Here is a 17976-nt window from a genome sequence, read left to right as displayed (position 1 = left end):
ATTGGAGTTTAGTTTTGATAAAAAGTAAAAAAATGATAAATTTAAAAGATAATAATATTTCATATATTTTAAATAATGAAACAATTAAGCTATTAAATTTTAATCCAAACAGTATGATTTTAGAAGTTGCAATATTTAATAAAGATACTTTTATAAGAAATAGTAAAGTACCATTTGCACACTTACCAAAAAAGTTAAAAGCGAAACTAAATCCTAAATGACGATTATATCATTTAAGATTTAAAAATAATATAAAATTACATAAGAATATCTTATATAATATAGATTATATTTTTTTATATTTAATATTCAATTCTTTATATAAATTATCAAAATTTACACTTTCCATATTTTTTAGAAGTTCAAGCATAACAACATTGTCTTCATCTCCATTCCAGATTTTTATATAAGTTCCTTCTTTATAACCATTATCTTGTCTAAATTGATTTAAACAATTTTTTCCAATATATAGTTTTTGTAACCATGAAAAAGATAATCCAGATCTCTTACAAACTATAAAAAACTGCTCTAAAAATCTCTCTATTCCACTAAAACTTGGCATATTTTTTGTACTTATTGCAAGAGCTAAATAAGATAATTTTTCAACCTCTTTTATAAGAATTTTTACATCAATTTCTTGGTTTGCTTCATATATACAATGTGAACTTGCCAATGATACAGCCTTAGGAACATTTGTTTCTTGAAGAATATATGACATTAAAAAATGCCAAATATCAACTAATTCAACTTGAATATTATTATAATCAGGTTCAGCATTTATACTTTTCCAGTGTTTCCATGGAGTAGAATCAATCAACTCAGCTGCTTCCATATGAATACATCTAAGCCAATCTATCTCTTTATTAAATTTATTTACTCCTAACTCCCAATTATTTCCATTTGTTGAATCATTTAATTTTTTTTGCAATAAAAACATCTCTTCTAACTTTGAAGGAAAAGATGAAGCTTCTTCTAATAATGAAGCTAAAGGAATACAATCATCTATTAAACTGTTTAAAATACTATCAGAAGAAACTCCATTTTCATAAGTTTTTAAAGTATGTAGAATTAAAGTTACATAATATGGAACTTCATCTTTACTCTCCCATGTTAAGGCATCATCATTATTTATTTTTGTAAAATTCAAAAACTCCTCAATTGATGAAAAACCAATACTTTTTATAGCTATTTTAAACTCTCTAAATGACAAAATCAACTCCTACTTTCAAAATTCTTTTTTACAAACAGATTACAATCATCTTGACTACTATTTTTTACAACAATACTTGGAAGAACCTGAGATTTAAACCCATAAGCTTTACATCCATGTGGTTTATTTTGCTCCCAAGTTACAAAATAATGAATACATTTTTGACAAACAACTCTTTTTTGCAAATCAAACCTCTACTTTACTCTGTATTGCTTTTGAAAGTGATAATAAATCTACATTTTCAAGACTAACTCCTGTTGGAACACCTTGAGCTATTTTTGTAAATCTTATATCAAATCCTTTTAATTTATCTTCAATATAAAGAATAAAAGCATCATTTGCAATAGATGGTGTTATAGCAAAAAGTATATTTTTTACATCATTATTTTTAATAAATTCATGAAGTTTCAAAATAGCACTCTGTTCTAGTTCATCAATTACAAAATATTTTCCATCAAACTCTTTTGAGTCTTCAATCACAAAAATATCTTTTGCACTTTGAACAATACAAAGTTTTGTAGAATCTCTACTATCATCTAAACAATATTCACAAATCTCATTTTCACTAATACTTGAGCATTTTTTACACTTTTTTATAGTTCGTAAAGCATTCTCTATACTATGTGAAAGTTTAATACCACAATAATTATCATTCATAACAATATGATATGCAAGCCTTAATGCTGATTTTTTACCAATAGTTGGCAAAGATTCAAAAGCTTCTACTAGTTCATAAAATTTTTCTAATCCTCTGTTCATTTTGCGATTATATCAAATTTATAATAAATCTTAATAGATAAACTTCTCTTTATTCACTTTTAGGTAAAATATTTGCTTTAAAAAAATATACATATTTTATGGAGATTTAAAATTGATTGAAATTGATTATTATGAACTACTAGAAGTTGAGAAATCATCAGATAAAACAACTATAAAAAAAGCATATAGAAAACTAGCTATGCAATATCATCCTGATAAAAATCCAGACAATAAAGAAGCTGAAGAAAAATTTAAAGCTATTAATGAAGCTTACCAAGTTCTAAGTGATGATGAAAAAAGATCTATTTATGATAGATATGGGAAAGCTGGACTTGAAGGTCAAGGTTCAAGAGCTGGTGGATTTGGTGGATTTGATGATTTAGGTTCAATATTTGAAGAGATGTTTGGTTTTGGTGGAAGATCTCATAGTAAAAAAGAGAGAAAAACATATAACTACAATCTTGATACAGCAATTGAAGTAAAACTAGAGTTTAATGAAGCAATTTTTGGTTGTAATAAAGAGATAAAATATAAATATAAAACTGCTTGTAAACCTTGTAAAGGTACAGGTGCGAAAGATGGAAAACTAGAAAATTGTAAAACTTGTGCTGGAGTTGGTCAAGTTCACTCAAGACAAGGTTTTATGACATTTGCACAAACTTGTCCACATTGTGAAGGAAGTGGAAAAGCAGCTGCTAGTTCTTGTAATTCTTGTAGAGGTTTAGGTTTTGAAGAGATTCAAGATAGCTTTAAAGTTGATATTCCTGAAGGTGTAAATGATGGAATGAGAATTAGAGTTAGCAATAAAGGTAATATTTCACCAAACGGTGAAAGAGGAGATTTATATCTTCAAACAAAAGTTAAAGAAGATAGTCATTTTGTAAGACATGATGATGATATCTATTATGAAGCACCAATATTTTTCACTCAAGTGGCTCTTGGAGCTAAAATTAAAATTCCTAGCTTAAGAGGTGAATTAGAGCTTGAAATACCAAAAAATGTTCAAGATAAACAGCATTTTACTTTTAGAAGTGAAGGTGTAAAAAATGTTCAAGGTTATGGAAAAGGAGATTTAATTGTTCAAATAAAAATTGAATATCCAAAATCTTTAAATAGTGAACAAAAAGAACTTTTAGCAAAACTTCAAGAGAGTTTTGGAGTAGAAAGTACTCCTCATACAACTAAATTTGAAGGAATGTTTGATAAAATCAAAAATTGGTTTAATTAAATTTTAAAACAACAAGGAGCATAAAATGAAATTTGAATACGTTGGATTTAAAGCACAAATAAGTCATCAAGGGGTTTCTTTTAAAAAAGGAAAAGATGATAAATATATATATTTACCTTTTGTTTATGAGATATTAGAATCTATAAACCATAATTATGATTCAAATAAAAGTCATTCATCAAATATAAAAATAGATTCATCAAATATAGATAAACTTTATAATAAAGCATTAAATTACTATCCAAATTTAGCTGGTGATATAAATAAAAAACTTGAAGAGTTTAAAGTTAAGCTAGATGAAGAGATAGAAGAGATAAAAAACAATAAGTTTTTAAATGAATTAGATAAGAAAGCATATATCTCAAATTTAGATATTATGAGAAATTATAAAATAAAAAGAGCAAAAAATAAGATTTTTTACTATTATTGTATTTATGCTATTGCAAATAATATTAAAGATAAAAAGTTAAAAGAGTTAGATATTCCTTTTAATGAGAAGTTCTGGCATGTTTTAAAAACATTACAAGGTGTTTTAAGTAGAGAAAAAATAAACAGTGATATAAAAGCTATTTATAATGATAATAATTTAAGATTAAAGCTTACAACTTCTTTGTAAGCTTTAACTACAATCATCTTTTTTAGATAAAAACTTCAACTCATCACAAGAAAAACCAGCTTCTTTCCGCATTTCAAAATTTATATCCATTTTTCTTTTTGTACTTCCAGGGAAAACTCTTTCAATAGCTTCAAAATATGATTTTTCTGGTTCTAAAGACAATCTTTCACATTCATATTTAAACCAATTATCACCTTTTTTTACATGTTCAACTTCTTCTTCTAAAATTATTTCCAAAGCTTTAATGATTTTTTTATTAAAAATATCATTATTTGAATTGAGTTTTTGCATAATTTTTGGATTTTGATCAAGTCCATTTGCTTCAAGATATCTTGGCACACAAGCCATTCTGCTTAAAAAATCTGGAGTTTTTTCCATAGCTTCAAATAAATTTTTATGAACTTCAAACTCTCCATAAAATCCTCCTATCTCTTTTAAAAGTTCTTCAAGCATTAAAAAATGTCTTATCTCATCATCTGCAACTTCTAACCAATCTTTATAATAATTATGTGGAAGATTTTTAAATCTATATGCTGCATCTAAAGCTAAATCAATAGCACTATACTCAATATGTAAAATTGTATGAAGTAGGTATTTTTTTCCTAAATCTGTATTAAAATTCTTTATTTCTGGAAGTTCTGTTGGTTTTTTTACATTTAAAAAAGATATATAAGATGGAACTTTGAGCTCTTTTGCTTCATGATTTTCTTCAAATATTATTTTATTGCTATTAAAATTATTATAAAAAATTCTAAACTTCTCCATCTTATTAGTGGGGTTTGTACAGAATAATATAGCTTCTAAACTTTTAAAAAATAACATTTTAAACCTTTTTTTGATATAATGGACAAATTTTATCTATTAAGGATTAAAATGCAGGTTAAACATCATCCTATGGGAGACTATGGAACAAATTGTTATATAGTTACTATTGATAATAAAGATATAATTATAGATCCAGGTGTTGGAGCAAGTGCTTGGGTAAAACAAAATGTTACAAATCCTATTGCAATTTTAAATACTCATGGACATTTTGATCATATTTGGTCAAATCAAGAGCTAAAAGAGTTTTTTAATATCAAATTATATACTCCAAAAGATGATGAATTTATGCTTACTTTAAATCCTTATAACTTAGGACTTCCACCATCATATGCTGATATTTTAGTTAATCCTGATGAAGAGATTGAAATATCAAAAATTAAAATAAAATTTCACCATTTTCCAGGGCATACTCCAGGATGTAGTGTTATTGAAATAAATAAAACATTATTTAGTGGAGATTTTATTTTTAAAGGGACTATTGGAAGATATGATTTTCCTATGTCAAATGCTAAAGATATGAAAAATAGTATTAAAAAAATCTTATCTTGGAAAGATAATTTTGTAATTTATCCAGGACATGGAGATAAAACTAGCTTAATGAGTGAAATTCATACATTAGTAAAATGGGAACAGCACATATGACGAATGAAACAATAAAAAGTCTTTTATCTTTAAATTATACAATTTTAAATAGTAATAATAAAAATATATTTAATAGTTTTTTTGATTTTTTAAAAGAGAACTTTTTTATTGATGCAGTTAAAATCTTGGTTAAAAATAGTGGGAATTCAGATATAGTATTTGATAATTCAGATAAAAACACTCAGCTATTTTATACAAAAAAAGTAAGATCAAATGGTGAATTTGAGATAATCTTTGGTTTAATTTTTAAAGATCAATCGAAACTACAAGAGGTAAAATCAAAATATTCATTACAAATTGATTTGGTTTTAAATAATTTATCAAATATTTTATATATTAAATATCTAGAAAAAGAGTTATTAAATGCTACAATAATTGATAAATTAACTGGATGTTATACTAGAGCTTATTTAAATAATATTATAAAACCAATATTTTCTTTAGCTACTAGAGAAAATAAAAAAGTTGCTTTTCTTAAAATTGGTATTGACCATTTCAAAGCTGTTCTTGATGAATTTAATTATAATATTGGGGATAAAGTTATAAAAAAACTATCTTTAGTTATTAAAAATTGCATAAGAGAATCTGATTTTGTAATAAGAATGTCAAATGATGCATTTTTAGTAATTCTACAAAATATAAAAGATGAAGATAATGCAATTTTAGTTGCAAATAAAATAATAAATAAATTTAAAGATGAAAAAGTTGTTGTAAATGAAACAACTGGTCAAGTTTTAATGAAAACAATTTGTGCTGGAATCGCATATTTTCCAAAAGATGGAAAAGATATTAATACGATTATTAAAAAAGCTGATATAGCTGTTAGAGAAGCTAAGAACAATGGAAGAAGCAGAGCATTTGTTTTTAGTGAAGAAGAGACATCAAAAATTGAGCTCTTCTAATATTATAATACTTTTCTAGCCTTTATATAAACTCTTTTAGGAGCAGGATAACCTTCAACTGTTTTACTATTATCCTTTGAATCTAAGAAGTCTTCTAAACTCTCATCAAAACTCCATATCGTAGCTCTTTGTTCATCTTTTGTTGTAACAATAGTTTCTAAAACTTCAATATTCTCAAAACCTGCTCTTATAAGCCAATTTTTCAATGCAGGAATTGTAGGAATAAAATATATATTTGGTATTTTCGAGTATCTTTGATTTGGAGTTAAACAAATTTCATCAACTCCATCTATCATAAAGGTATCAATTATAATCTCTCCTTTACTATTTAATCCTCTATTCAAAGATTTTAAAGTTCCAATAGGATCTGCTCTATGGTATAAAACACCCAGCATAAATATAAGATCAAATTTATGATTATAAGCTTCTAAATGTTCAACTCCTAGCATCTCATAAACAATATCTGATTTAACAAAATGGTTTATAAATTCAAATTGATGTAATGTCAAAGGCGATGGATCAAAACCAACTAATCTTTTTGGTTTATCTTCAAGCATTCTAAACATATAATAACCATTATTACATCCAATATCTGCAACAACTTTATCTTTTAAATTAAAATGAGGTCTTAGTAGATTATATTTTAAATTACTTTGCCATTCACTATCAATTTCTAAATCAAATATCTTAAAAGGTCCTTTTCTCCAAGGAATAAGAGCCTTTGCAGTTTTTAATATGATTTCATACTCTTCATCATTTAAATCTTTTTTAGAACCTATACTAAACCAATCACCATAATCTATATTTAAATCTTTTTTTTCTATCTTTTCTACTTCTTTTAGTTGCATATACCAAGGTTCAACATTTTTCCAAGCTCTGCAATCATCTTTTTTCTTTTTTAGTTCTTCAATATTCACTAAACACTCTTTATTATATCTTTTACTATTTTATAAACATTTTTTATAGATTCTTTGTAAACTATTTCATTTTTTGAGTGAGGAAATTTAATAGTCGGTCCAATAGAAGCTATTTTAATATTTGGAAATTTTTCTTTAAAAACTGCACACTCCAAACCTGCATGAATAGCTCTTAGTGATGCATTTTTATTATATTTTTTATAAGATTCTAAAACAATATTTGTAAATTCATTTATATCTGGCTTCCAAGGAGAGTACTTACCATAAGTTGTAAATTCAAAACCATTATTTGATAAATCATTACAAGTTTCATTTTTTATCTTTTCTAAATCTTCTTTGCTCATAGCTCTTGCACTAAATTCAACTTTTATATTATCTATATTTGTATCAATTAGTGCCAAATTTATTGAAGTTTGAACAACCCCTAGCTCACTATTATATCTTCTTATTCCATTTTCAAAACTATTTAAAAAGTTCAATAAATTATCATCATAAATAGATAAATGTTCACTTTTTGTATCAATTTTATCTATTATCATATTTTCATGTGTTTTATTTGGTTTATTTTTAGAAGCAATTATAGCTCTTGCATTTGCAGGAATAGAGTTTATTCTCTCCCCTCCACTAATATCAAGTATTTTTCCATCACACTCTTTTATACTTTGTATTAAAAGTTTTATAGCATTTGGTATATCTTTATCAATATCAACACCACTATGCCCACCTTTTAAAGAGTTCAATCTTATTTCATATAAATCAAGATTATCAATATTTTGAACTATCCTTTTATCTTCAAAAATAGCTTTAATATCAACTCCACCTGCACAACCAATGCAAATTTCACCCTCTTCTTCACTATCAAGATTTAACATATATTTTGAGTTTATAGATAGATTTAAATTATTTGCACCAATTAATCCTATCTCTTCATCACTTGTAAAAAGAAATTCTCCATCATAAGATTCATACATTAAAGCAATCATATATGAACAACCTATTCCATTATCAGCACCCAAAGTTGAATCTTTTGCACTTAAACTATCTTCATCTTCAACAAGTTCTATTTTTTTATTCTCACTTAAACAAACAATATCATAGTGTGATTGGAAAACAATTTTAGAATTACTATTATCTTTTTTACATAAAATATTTTTTGCTTCATCTACAAAACAGTTATAATTTAACTGTTTTGATAATTTCTGCATATAAGCTATAAAATCTTCATGCCTATTTGAACATCTTGGGATATCAACTAATTCTTTAAAAATATCTAAAACTTTTGACATATATTTATAAACTCTCTTTTAAATCTCTATTTCTATATGCTAAAACAACAGTCATTATTGCAACAATAGTTGTAAAATATGCCCACATAGGAATTGGAACAGGATCTCCTGTTGCATATGAGTGCATTCCTGATAGATAGAAATTAACTCCTAAGTATGTCATTAAAATTGTACTAAATGCAAGCATTGAAGAAGCTGCTAAAGTAAATGGATTATTTAATGATTTAACAAATCTTAAATGAAGAACAATAGCATAAACTATAATTGAAACATAAGACCAAGTCTCTTTTGGATCCCAACCCCAATATCTTCCCCAAGATTCATTTGCCCAAACTCCTCCAAGAAAATTTCCAATTGTAATAAATGCTAATCCAATAATTAATGATATCTCATTTATTGCACTAATGTGTTTTATAATATCATCAACATGTGGTTTTCTTTTTCTAACAATAAACATAATCAGTGTTAAAAAACCTAAAATTGCACTAAGTCCAAAAAATCCATAAGAAGCTGTCAATATTGATACATGAATTGTAAGCCAATAAGATTTTAGAACAGGTACTAAATTTGTAATTTGTGGGTCAATTTCTGTTAAATGTGCTGTAAACATAAAAATTGCAGCCATGATAACAGCTGAACTAAGTGCTAAAAGAGATCTTCTAAAGAAAATTACTCCTGCAAAAATAGCTGACCAAGATATATATAACATTGATTCATAAGTATCACTCCAAGGAGCATGACCTGATACATACCATCTAAATCCCATTGCAAATGTTTGAATAGAGAATAAAATAGCTAAAATTACAAATAATGTTTTTGTAGTTTTTTCTGCTTTAAAGTTAGGATTAAAAATTAATACAAATGAAATTATTAGCATTATAAAACCTAATAATAAATAAACAAGAGTTAAATTAAAAAATAGATCTAGTTTATTAAATAATATTTCAGCATCTATTTTTGTTTTGCTAGGCATTACTTCATTTCCAGCTTTTTCTTGATAACTTTTTGCTAAATCTAAATACTTATTTGTCTCTTCCCAATTATAATCAACTACTGAATTTAAAAGTCCTCTTATTAAAGTGCTTATTGCAACTTGATTTTGACCTTGAAATATATCAATAGCTTCAAGTGGTGAGTACCATTTATAGTTATCATCAATTTTTTCACTATTATAAAATTTTGGGAAAATATTTAGTAAAGAACCATTAAATACACTATAAATAATATTTAATTTTTCATCTAACTTAATAATATCTTTTTCATAAGTTCCTCTTTCAATAGGTTTTGTAAGAAGTGCTTTTTCAGCTTCTTCAACTATTAAATATTTTCCTTTTTCATCAAAAACTTCAGAAAAAGAGATATATTTTTCACTCTCATCAATATTTAGAAGTTTTTTAAGTTTTGGAGTTTGTATTTTTAGGATTTTAACATCTTTCCATATATCAGGTCTTGTTAGCATTCCAAAAACAATCTGATTTGCATCCATTCCTAAAAAGTTACTTCTTCCACTTAGTTTTTGAACAATTTGCTTATTTAAAGTTGATAATGGTTGCATTCTTCCACCATTTCCTTGAACAACTAAATTACCAAATTTTTCTGATACTTGTTTTGATTCATCTTTATACTTGTTTAAATAATCAACTGCTAACTCTACTTTATTTACCTCTAATTCTGGTTGTAAATCATCATTTGCATATACATTTGTACAGGCAAATAGAGTTAAAACTAATGCAAAACTTGCAATATTTTTGCTAGAAACATATTTTATAAGTTTCATAAATCTTGATTTTTTATCAAAGAAATTTAATAAAAGTCCAAGTGTAAGTAAAAAATATCCTAAATATGTTGGCCATTTTCCAGGGTCATTATTTACAGAAAGTACAGTTCCTGTTTCATCAGGGAAATATGAACTTTGGAAAAATAAGAAATTTCCTTCACTTAAAGTTCTATTCATAAATATTCTATAATCATAAGCTTTATCATCTTTTATAACAGTTACTTCACTAGCATATGATGATGGAGCCATACTTCCTGGATATCTATCTAATTGAAATTCATTTAATCTAATAGCAAAAGGTAGTTCCATATATTTTGAACCATATATTAAAGTAACTTTATAATCTCCAATTATAAGCTCTTTTGGAACTCCTAATTGTCCTCTTAATCCAGCTAATCTTGTCTCTTCATTTTTTCCATCAAAATTTATATTTACAGTTAAAAGTCCCATACTACTTTGATCTTTTTTTGCAAACATAAAATCAAGATATGAAACTTCTAAAACTTTATCTTCAACTTTTATTTTATGATTAAAATTATTTAAGGATTTAAAAAGTGATGTAAAATCTTCTTGATACATCTCTTGAGCAATAATATTATTATCTTTTTCAACTGTTACTTGTAAATATGGTTCTAAAGATATCATTTCATTTGTTGTAACTCCTTCAGGAATTTGAACTATTCCTTCATAGCCAACATATCTTGTAATACCTGCTCCAATTAATATGACAACAAAAGATGAGTGAAAAAGAAACCTTGCAGTATTTTTCCACATTTTAAATTTATATATAACAGATATTAAATTAATAGTTGTAAGAACTAAAAGTGCTTCATACCAAAAGCTGTTATAAACCAAAAAGAGTGCAGATGTTGTACCAAAATCATTTTCTATAAATGTTGCAACACCAGCTGAAATTGCTAAAATCGACAATAGTATAACTGTCGTTTTCAAAGAGAATAATATTTTTTTCAAATACAAGTTAAATCCTTTTATAATTAATAGAAAAATTCTACATTTTTGCTATTAATGTTTAGTTAATGAATTGGCATTTTTTGATATATTATTTTATCACAAATGCCCTATTTTTCAATATTTTATATTCTTATTATTTTTCTAAGATAGTAAAATTCATGAATATTATCTTATTTTTTTACAAATTTGACACATTTACTTTAAAATATTATTTGATTTACTAAAACTTATCAAATCTTCAACTGTTTTTACAATATTTTTATCAATATTTAAAATAGATTTCTCAAATATTTTACTAGTTGTTAAAGCATCAAAATATGCTCTATGATGATTATTAACATCTATATTTAAAAGTTCTTTTAATGTACTTAATCCATATTTTTCTGATTTTATAGTTCTTTTTGCTAAATCAATAGTGCAAATTTTACGGTTTAAAAGTTTTCCTAGATTATATATTTCAAAAGAGTCTGATATAAAGTTATAATCAAATTTTATATCATGTGCCACAAAAACATCATCTGCTAAAAATAGTTTAAACTCTTGCAAAACTTTATCCAATCGTGGAGCATTTTTTAACATATCAACAGTTATATTTGTAACTTCTTGAACAAAAATAGGAATATCTTTTGCAAAAACCAAAGAGTTAAACTTATCTATAATTTCTCCATTTTTATACTTTACAGCACCTAATTCAATAATTTGATGCCCTTTTTTAGGAGTTCCTCCATTTGTTTCAATATCAACAATACAAAAAGTTTGCTCTTCTATTTTTGTATTTGTCGTTTTTAAATATACAAAATTATCAATAATATCAAGAGGAAAACCATTTATTAATAGAAGTTCAAACTCTAATTGAGAATCTTCAAAAGATTTATCTGTACACTTTTCTAATAATTTTAAAAACTCTTCATACTCTATGGGCTCTTTTTTTAATCTTCTTATAAGATCAATAAATGTTATTTTATTTGATTGAGAATTTGGTGATGGAACTAATCTTTTATAAGATTTCATAAGCTTCTTTCAAAAACTCTTCCATCTTTTCTTTATCTTTTTTGCCTTTCTCTTTTTCAACAGCACTACTTACATCAATAGCAAAAAACCCAAAACCATTTAGCTCTTTTAAATTATCTTTGCTTAATCCTCCAGCAAGAATAAATTTTGAGCAATCTATATTTTTAAAGAAATCTAAATCTATTCTTTTCCCAGCTCCACCAAAACTATCAACAAAAGCATCAACCAAATAGTAAATGTTTTCAAGTTTTTCTAAATCTTCTTTTTCCTTAACTCTTACAACTTTTATAGCTTTTATATTTAATTTTGAATAATCAACTATATTTTTATCATCAATTATTTGAGCTACTTGCATTTTTGATTCTAAAGATATTTTATTTATATTTTCAGTAGTTTCATTTACAAAAAGTCCAACAATTTGTACAAAAGGTGGTAATTTTTCAACTATAAGTAGAGCATTTTGTGGTTTTATATATCTAGGAGATTTTTCATAAAAAACAAAGCCCAAAGCACTTGCACCAGCATTTACTGCATTTATTGCATCTTCATAGTTTGTAATTCCACAAATTTTAACTCTCATTTTTGCTTCTTTATATTTTTAAGCTTTTAATCGCTTCTTCATAATTAGAACTTCCAAAAACATAAGAACCAGCAACAACAATATCAACTCCTGATTCTTTTAACTCTTTTATGTTTTTATTACTAACTCCACCATCAACTTCTATTAGACAAGATGGATTTCTTTTGATTATAAGTTCTTTTAATTTTTTTGCTTTTTCAATAACTATTGGTATGAATTTTTGTCCACCAAAACCAGGGTTCACTGACATTAATAAAACCATATCTAAATCTTCTAATAAATATTCAATATCCTCAACTCTCGTATGAGGATTCAAAACAATAGCTGGACTAATTCCTAAACTTCTAATCTTTTGAATTAATCTATGTGGATGTTTCTCACTTTCAATATGAAAAGACAAATATTTTGGTTTTAATGGAGCAAAAAGATCAACAAAAAAGTTGTTATTTTCAACCATTAAATGAATATCAAGTGGTTTTGTAGCAACTTTTGCAACAGCTTCAACAACAACAGGTCCAATAGTTAAATTTGGTACATAATGTCCATCCATAACATCAACATGAACTAAATCACATCCAGCATCACAAATAGCTTTTATATCTTTTTCTAAATTTCCAAAATCTGCTGACAATATAGATGGAGCAACTAACATTTCTTATCTTACCTTTGTTTTATAAAATTAGAAAAAAGTATATCACTTTATCGCTTTTATAATCTATAAACCAATTTTTATGTAATATTAAGCCAAAATTTTAATACAAAGATTGTTTATGAGAATATTTTTATACTTTTTATTTATTTCAATAAGTTTTGCAAATGATAATTTAGAAGAAAAACTTGAAAACTATTTTGAGAAAAATATAAATAAAATAGAAGAAAAAGATACAAATTATTCAATAAAACAATATTCAACAAAAAATTTTGGCTTATTACCTTTTAAATCAAATTATATTTTACCTGCTTCTTATTATTTTAATGATTTTGAAGGTGAGAGAAAAGATATTGAAACAATATTTCAATTTAGTTTACAAAAGAATCTAGCTAGTAATCTTTTTTCAGATAATGATACTTTAAATGTTGCATATACTCAAAAATCTTTTTGGCAAACAACAGCTGATTCTGCACCATTTAGAGAAACAGTTTATGAACCAGAACTTTTTTTAGATTTTTATAAAGATTATAAATATTTAAAACTACTTAGATTATCTTTATACCATATGTCAAATGGAAAAGATAAAGAAGAATCAAGATCATCAAATAGATTTTATATAGAAAGTACATTTCAATTTGATAATCTTTTTATAATTCCTAGAGTTTGGTATAGAATTCTTGAAAGAAATAATATTGATGATAATCCTGATTTTTACAAATATTATGGTTATGGAGATTTAAAATTAATCTATTTTTATAAAAAACATAGTTTTGAATTGCTTTTAAGAAATAACTTAAGATTTAATAGCCAAAATAAAGGATATGCTGAATTAAATTGGAATATTCCTTTTCCTAAATTTCTAAACAACGATAATACTTTTTTTCTATTTCAAGTAAGTCATGGATATGGTCATAGTTTTATTGATTATGATAGAGAAGTTACAAATATTGGTTTTGGGATTAGCATTACAAGATAATTACTTATATTTCAATTAAAAAAAGCATAAATTAAGTCAATATTGTTTATATTTCTTACTCAAAAAATAATTTAACTTAAAGGAAAAAATTGGATCCCGATATACAGTCCATTTTAATGCTTTTATTAGCAGTGTTTTTAGTTTTTTTAAATGGTTTCTTCGTTCTCTCAGAGTTTGCAATTGTTAAAGTTAGGCGAACAAAATTGGAAGAATTTGTTAAACAAGGAAAAGGTGGTGCTGTTTTAGCACTAAAAATGTCAAACTCTCTTGATACTTATTTAAGTGCAACTCAACTTGGTATTACATTTTCATCACTAGCCCTTGGTTGGATAGGTGAACCTACTTTGGCAAAACTAATAGAAGCAAACTTTTCATTTCTTGCAAATAATCCTGTATTACTTCATACAGTTAGTTTTATCATTGCATTTTCTATGATTACTTTTTTACATGTTGTTTTTGGAGAGATTGTTCCAAAATCTATTGCTATTGCAAAAGCTGAAGTTATGGTTTTATATATTGCAAGACCACTTTATATATTTTGGATAGTTTTTTATCCACTTATTAGATTTTTTGATATTGTTGCTGCTTTTGTTATAAGAGCTTTAGGTATAAAACCAGCAACAGAGCATGAACTATCTCACTCAGAAGAAGAGCTTAGAATCATTGTAAATGAAAGTTTCAGAGGTGGACATATTGATTCAGTTGAGAGTGAAATTATTAAAAATGCTGTTGATTTTTCTGAAACAGTTGCAAAAGAAATTATGACTCCTAGAAAAGATATGATTTGTTTAAACTCTGAAAAGAGTTATGAAGAAAACATAAGAAGAGTAACAAGCACTCAACACACAAGATATCCTTACTGCATAGGTGGTAAAGATAATATTGTAGGAATGGTTCATACAAGAGATATCTTAAATAGTGCTTTAACAAATAAAGAGATTAATATCTCTTCTTTAGTAAGACCGATTATTATGGTTCCTGAAAATACTTCTATTTCTATAATTCTAACAAGGATGAATAAAAGTAGAATTCACTTAGCTTTAGTTGTAGATGAATATGGTGGAACTTCTGGTTTAATTACTATGGATGATATTTTAGAAGAGATTATTGGTGAAACAACAGATGAGCATGATCCAAATGATAAATTAATTCAAGAAATAGATGAAAATATCTATGAATTCGATGGAATTGTAAATATTGAAAAAGTTGAAGAACTTTTAGAAATTCATTTTGATAAAAATGAAATATCTGTAACAATAGGTGGAAGAATTTTAAACCTAATAGGAAGACTTCCTACTGTTGGAGAGATAATAGAAGATAAAGATTGTAGCTATGAAATTTTAGAAGTACAAGATAATAGAATTAAAAAGATATTATGTACTAAAAAAGTGATTTCAGATGATATAAATACTGGAGATTAAAGTTTTATAACTTTAGCTCCAAAACCTCCACTACTAGGATGAGCATCTTCAAAACCTTTTACTCTTGGATGCTTTTTCAAAAACTCTTTTACTGCAAATGCTAATTTTCCTGTACCAATTCCGTGATAAACTAAAACCTCTTCAAATCCAGCCAAAAGTGCATCACTTAAAAACTTATCCAAGTTATCAATAGCTTCTTCTGCTCTTTGTCCATGTAAATCTAATTTTATATTTCCACTTTCTGGTTTAGCAATATTTACAATAGCTTTTTTTGTAGGAATCTTTGGTGGAGGATTTCCACTTCTACTTAAATCACTAATCATAACTTGAACTTTAATTCCCATATCATTTTCAATAAATGCTTTTGCACCTTTAATTGATACAATAGTTCCTTTTGTAGTTCTATATTTAACTCTATCCCCTACTTTAAACTCTATTTGCTCTTGAACTTTCTCAATTTCAATATCTTTTGCCATTTTATGAGATATATTTAGGTGCTGATGTGATTCTTTTATAAGTTTTGCTTTTATAGCTTTTTTTGCTTCATCTCTAGCATCTTTGTACTCTTTATGAAGTTTAGATTTCTCACTATAAATATGTTCATCTAAGCTCTCTTTTTGCTCTTTTAAATTGCTTGTCAATCTCTTATAATTTTCAATTTCATTATCAAGATTTGCTATTTTCTGCCTATATTCTCTTTCAAGTTCACTACTTCTTTCAATAAGTTCATTTAATCTATCTTTGTCTTCTCCATAAACCTCTTTTGCTCTTTTTACAACACCTAAAGGGATTTTATATCTTAGTGCTGTTTCAAAAGCATATGACTTACCAATAGTTCCTTGTAAAAACTCATAAGTTGGTCTTTGATTCTCTTCATCATAAAGTGCAGCAATAAGCTCAACATCTGGATTTGCTGCCATAAGAGCAGCTAATCTTTTATGGTGTGTTGTTATTATGATTTTAATATCATTTTTTATTAAATCTTCAATTATTACTTTAAATAAACTAGCTGCTTCATCAGAGTCTGTTCCTAGTTCAATCTCATCAACACCAATTATTGCATTTTTAACTTCAAATAATTTAGAAAATTCTAACATTCTTCCAGCAAAAGTAGATATATCATTTTTTACACTTTGTGGATCATCTAAAATAGCGTTTATTGATTTAAAATTACTTACAACTGTACTTTTATGTGTTTTATAAGGAAGTAAATATTTAGATAAAAAAATAGCACTTAAAATAGATTTTAGCATCATTGTTTTTCCACCAGCATTTACTCCTGTTAGCATAATTACTTTTTTAGAAAAATCTACACTAATTGGTTTTGCATTTACTAAAGCTGGATGAGAAAACTCTACAAGTTTATTTATTCCATCTTTTGTAGGTAAAATAAAGTTTTTGTCATCTATTTTTGAGAAAAATATTCTAGCTTGATAATGATCAAACTTATCAAACTCTTTATTTATAAACTTTAAAAATAGAAGATTTTTTTCAAAGATATGAGATATCTCTTTACAAATCTTAAATAAAATCTCTTCTTGTTTATTTTCTAAATCACTTCTTTTTTGTTTTAACTCACTAATACTATGAGGAACAACATAAAAGAACCCAGAGTTTGATCTATCAATTACACTTGCATTTAAAGCATGATTAAATCCACCTCGAACCAATAAACACTCTTCACTATTTATAAAATGAACTTGCATATCTACAAGATAAGTTCTTAGTTTTGGAGAGTTTACAAGCTTATATAAACTTTGTTTTATCTCTTCTTTGTTTCTATTTATTGCTTCTTTTATATTGTCTAAATCTTCATTTATTCCATTTTTTAATTTTGATTTATCATCAAAAAAATTACAAATATTTAATATCTCATTTGGAATAACAATTTTTTCCATCCATTCAAGAAGTTTTCCTTCAAAATTAAATCTTTTTAAATATAAAAAATAGTTAATAATTTTTACAAATTCATATATTTCATATATTTTTAATACACCTTGCTTTTGAAGATGAATAAGTTCTGAATCAAGGTTTTCAACACTCTTAGGAGCATTAAAATTATATTTTGAAAGCTCTTCTATAATCTTAAAGTGAATATTTATATCACCTTCCAAAATAATAGATTTTTCTCTAGCAAAAAGTTTTTTAAAATTTTCTATATAATCATTTAGATCAAGTTTAGTTATAAGTTTTTCCATAGCG

The 17976-nt window shown here is 25.7% G+C and carries 18 protein-coding genes; 7 read left to right on the top strand and 11 right to left on the bottom strand.

What is annotated here, in order from left to right; translation table 11 throughout:
* Window positions 1-14 precede the first annotated feature (14 nt).
* Window positions 15-221 (top strand): malate dehydrogenase, encoded by a 207-nt coding sequence (locus tag ATH_RS04620; RefSeq protein ID WP_066183800.1) that lies wholly within the window; start codon window positions 15-17, stop codon window positions 219-221.
* Between the two features lie 65 nt (window positions 222-286).
* On the opposite strand, the gene ATH_RS04615 is transcribed toward ATH_RS04620, so the two are convergent.
* Genes ATH_RS04615 through recR form a run of 3 tightly spaced genes read right to left on the bottom strand, consistent with a single transcriptional unit; the run spans window position 287 to window position 1969 of the window.
* A complete protein-coding gene (locus ATH_RS04615; RefSeq protein ID WP_066183796.1) occupies window positions 287-1210 on the bottom strand; it encodes a dUTP diphosphatase in 924 nt (307 codons plus the stop codon).
* 2 nt (window positions 1211-1212) lie between these two features.
* Window positions 1213-1395, bottom strand: a complete 183-nt coding sequence (locus ATH_RS04610; protein WP_066172964.1) for a uracil-DNA glycosylase — start codon at window positions 1393-1395, stop codon at window positions 1213-1215.
* Between the two features lies 1 nt (window position 1396).
* Entirely contained in the window at window positions 1397-1969 is a 573-nt protein-coding gene (recR, locus tag ATH_RS04605; RefSeq protein ID WP_066183794.1) for a recombination mediator RecR, read from the bottom strand.
* A gap of 112 nt (window positions 1970-2081) precedes the next feature.
* Here recR and dnaJ point away from each other — a divergent pair, with 112 nt between their 5' ends.
* Together dnaJ and ATH_RS04595 are read left to right on the top strand one after the other, a co-directional pair.
* Window positions 2082-3197, top strand: coding sequence for a molecular chaperone DnaJ (dnaJ, locus tag ATH_RS04600; RefSeq protein ID WP_066186250.1), 1116 nt, complete (start codon window positions 2082-2084; stop codon window positions 3195-3197).
* 25 nt (window positions 3198-3222) lie between these two features.
* Window positions 3223-3813: a hypothetical protein gene (locus ATH_RS04595; RefSeq protein WP_066183789.1), complete on the top strand. Its 591-nt coding sequence runs from the start codon at window positions 3223-3225 to the stop codon at window positions 3811-3813.
* Window positions 3814-3816: 3 nt separating this feature from the next.
* Here the strand turns inward: ATH_RS04595 and ATH_RS04590 are convergent, their stop codons facing one another.
* The gene (locus ATH_RS04590; RefSeq protein WP_066186253.1) at window positions 3817-4635 is read right to left on the bottom strand and encodes a ferritin-like domain-containing protein; all 819 of its coding nucleotides are present in this window, start codon (window positions 4633-4635) and stop codon (window positions 3817-3819) included.
* A gap of 51 nt (window positions 4636-4686) precedes the next feature.
* On the opposite strand from ATH_RS04590, the gene ATH_RS04585 reads away from it, so the two are divergent.
* Window positions 4687-5280 carry an MBL fold metallo-hydrolase gene (locus tag ATH_RS04585; RefSeq protein ID WP_066183783.1) on the top strand — a complete coding sequence of 198 codons (594 nt, stop codon included), beginning with the start codon at window positions 4687-4689 and terminating at the stop codon, window positions 5278-5280.
* The gene (locus ATH_RS04580) at window positions 5277-6182 is read left to right on the top strand and encodes a GGDEF domain-containing protein (protein ID WP_066183781.1); all 906 of its coding nucleotides are present in this window, start codon (window positions 5277-5279) and stop codon (window positions 6180-6182) included. The genes ATH_RS04585 and ATH_RS04580 overlap by 4 nt, the downstream gene beginning before the upstream one ends.
* 2 nt (window positions 6183-6184) lie before the next feature.
* Here the strand turns inward: ATH_RS04580 and cmoB are convergent, their stop codons facing one another.
* From cmoB to rpe, 6 genes are all read right to left on the bottom strand, one after another.
* Window positions 6185-7099 carry a tRNA 5-methoxyuridine(34)/uridine 5-oxyacetic acid(34) synthase CmoB gene (cmoB, locus tag ATH_RS04575; protein WP_066183777.1) on the bottom strand — a complete coding sequence of 305 codons (915 nt, stop codon included), beginning with the start codon at window positions 7097-7099 and terminating at the stop codon, window positions 6185-6187.
* Window positions 7099-8385 (bottom strand): M20/M25/M40 family metallo-hydrolase, encoded by a 1287-nt coding sequence (locus ATH_RS04570; protein WP_066183774.1) that lies wholly within the window; start codon window positions 8383-8385, stop codon window positions 7099-7101. The genes cmoB and ATH_RS04570 overlap by 1 nt, the downstream gene beginning before the upstream one ends.
* Window positions 8386-8389: 4 nt before the next feature.
* Complete coding sequence (gene ccsA, locus ATH_RS04565; RefSeq protein WP_228140849.1) at window positions 8390-11134, bottom strand: cytochrome c biogenesis protein CcsA; 2745 nt, start codon at window positions 11132-11134, stop codon at window positions 8390-8392.
* 195 nt (window positions 11135-11329) lie between these two features.
* Window positions 11330-12145, bottom strand: coding sequence for a 3'-5' exonuclease (locus ATH_RS04560; protein ID WP_066183767.1), 816 nt, complete (start codon window positions 12143-12145; stop codon window positions 11330-11332).
* Complete coding sequence (locus ATH_RS04555; RefSeq protein WP_066183764.1) at window positions 12132-12725, bottom strand: phosphoribosylanthranilate isomerase; 594 nt, start codon at window positions 12723-12725, stop codon at window positions 12132-12134. The genes ATH_RS04560 and ATH_RS04555 overlap by 14 nt, the downstream gene beginning before the upstream one ends.
* Before the next feature lie 10 nt (window positions 12726-12735).
* Window positions 12736-13377 carry a ribulose-phosphate 3-epimerase gene (gene rpe, locus ATH_RS04550; protein ID WP_066183761.1) on the bottom strand — a complete coding sequence of 214 codons (642 nt, stop codon included), beginning with the start codon at window positions 13375-13377 and terminating at the stop codon, window positions 12736-12738.
* A gap of 118 nt (window positions 13378-13495) precedes the next feature.
* Between rpe and ATH_RS04545 the strand changes: the two genes are divergently transcribed.
* Window positions 13496-14353 carry a phospholipase A gene (locus tag ATH_RS04545; protein WP_066183758.1) on the top strand — a complete coding sequence of 286 codons (858 nt, stop codon included), beginning with the start codon at window positions 13496-13498 and terminating at the stop codon, window positions 14351-14353.
* A 116-nt stretch (window positions 14354-14469) separates the two neighbouring features.
* A complete protein-coding gene (locus ATH_RS04540; RefSeq protein WP_083190941.1) occupies window positions 14470-15774 on the top strand; it encodes a hemolysin family protein in 1305 nt (434 codons plus the stop codon).
* Here ATH_RS04540 and ATH_RS04535 read toward each other — a convergent pair.
* Window positions 15771-17972 carry an endonuclease MutS2 gene (locus tag ATH_RS04535; RefSeq protein WP_066183755.1) on the bottom strand — a complete coding sequence of 734 codons (2202 nt, stop codon included), beginning with the start codon at window positions 17970-17972 and terminating at the stop codon, window positions 15771-15773. The two genes, ATH_RS04540 and ATH_RS04535, sit on opposite strands and share 4 nt — an antisense overlap.
* Window positions 17973-17976 lie beyond the last annotated feature (4 nt).

This window comes from Aliarcobacter thereius LMG 24486 (assembly GCF_004214815.1).
GTDB lineage: Bacteria > Campylobacterota > Campylobacteria > Campylobacterales > Arcobacteraceae > Aliarcobacter > Aliarcobacter thereius.
This window is presented reverse-complemented; position numbering and strand designations above follow the sequence as displayed.

Bases quoted from the DNA above. Each gene is read 5' to 3' on its own strand.
- ATH_RS04540 (WP_083190941.1), top strand. From the start codon at position 14,470: ATGCTTTTATTAGCAGTGTTTTTAGTTTTTTTAAATGGTTTCTTCGTT.
- rpe (WP_066183761.1), bottom strand. From the start codon at position 13,377: ATGTTAGTTGCTCCATCTATATTGTCAGCAGATTTTGGAAATTTAGAA.
- ATH_RS04570 (WP_066183774.1), bottom strand. From the start codon at position 8,385: ATGTCAAAAGTTTTAGATATTTTTAAAGAATTAGTTGATATCCCAAGA.
- ATH_RS04585 (WP_066183783.1), top strand. From the start codon at position 4,687: ATGCAGGTTAAACATCATCCTATGGGAGACTATGGAACAAATTGTTAT.
- ATH_RS04545 (WP_066183758.1), top strand. From the start codon at position 13,496: ATGAGAATATTTTTATACTTTTTATTTATTTCAATAAGTTTTGCAAAT.
- ATH_RS04555 (WP_066183764.1), bottom strand. From the start codon at position 12,725: ATGAGAGTTAAAATTTGTGGAATTACAAACTATGAAGATGCAATAAAT.
- ATH_RS04595 (WP_066183789.1), top strand. From the start codon at position 3,223: ATGAAATTTGAATACGTTGGATTTAAAGCACAAATAAGTCATCAAGGG.
- ATH_RS04535 (WP_066183755.1), bottom strand. From the start codon at position 17,972: ATGGAAAAACTTATAACTAAACTTGATCTAAATGATTATATAGAAAAT.
- recR (WP_066183794.1), bottom strand. From the start codon at position 1,969: ATGAACAGAGGATTAGAAAAATTTTATGAACTAGTAGAAGCTTTTGAA.
- ATH_RS04560 (WP_066183767.1), bottom strand. From the start codon at position 12,145: ATGAAATCTTATAAAAGATTAGTTCCATCACCAAATTCTCAATCAAAT.
- ATH_RS04580 (WP_066183781.1), top strand. From the start codon at position 5,277: ATGACGAATGAAACAATAAAAAGTCTTTTATCTTTAAATTATACAATT.
- ATH_RS04590 (WP_066186253.1), bottom strand. From the start codon at position 4,635: ATGTTATTTTTTAAAAGTTTAGAAGCTATATTATTCTGTACAAACCCC.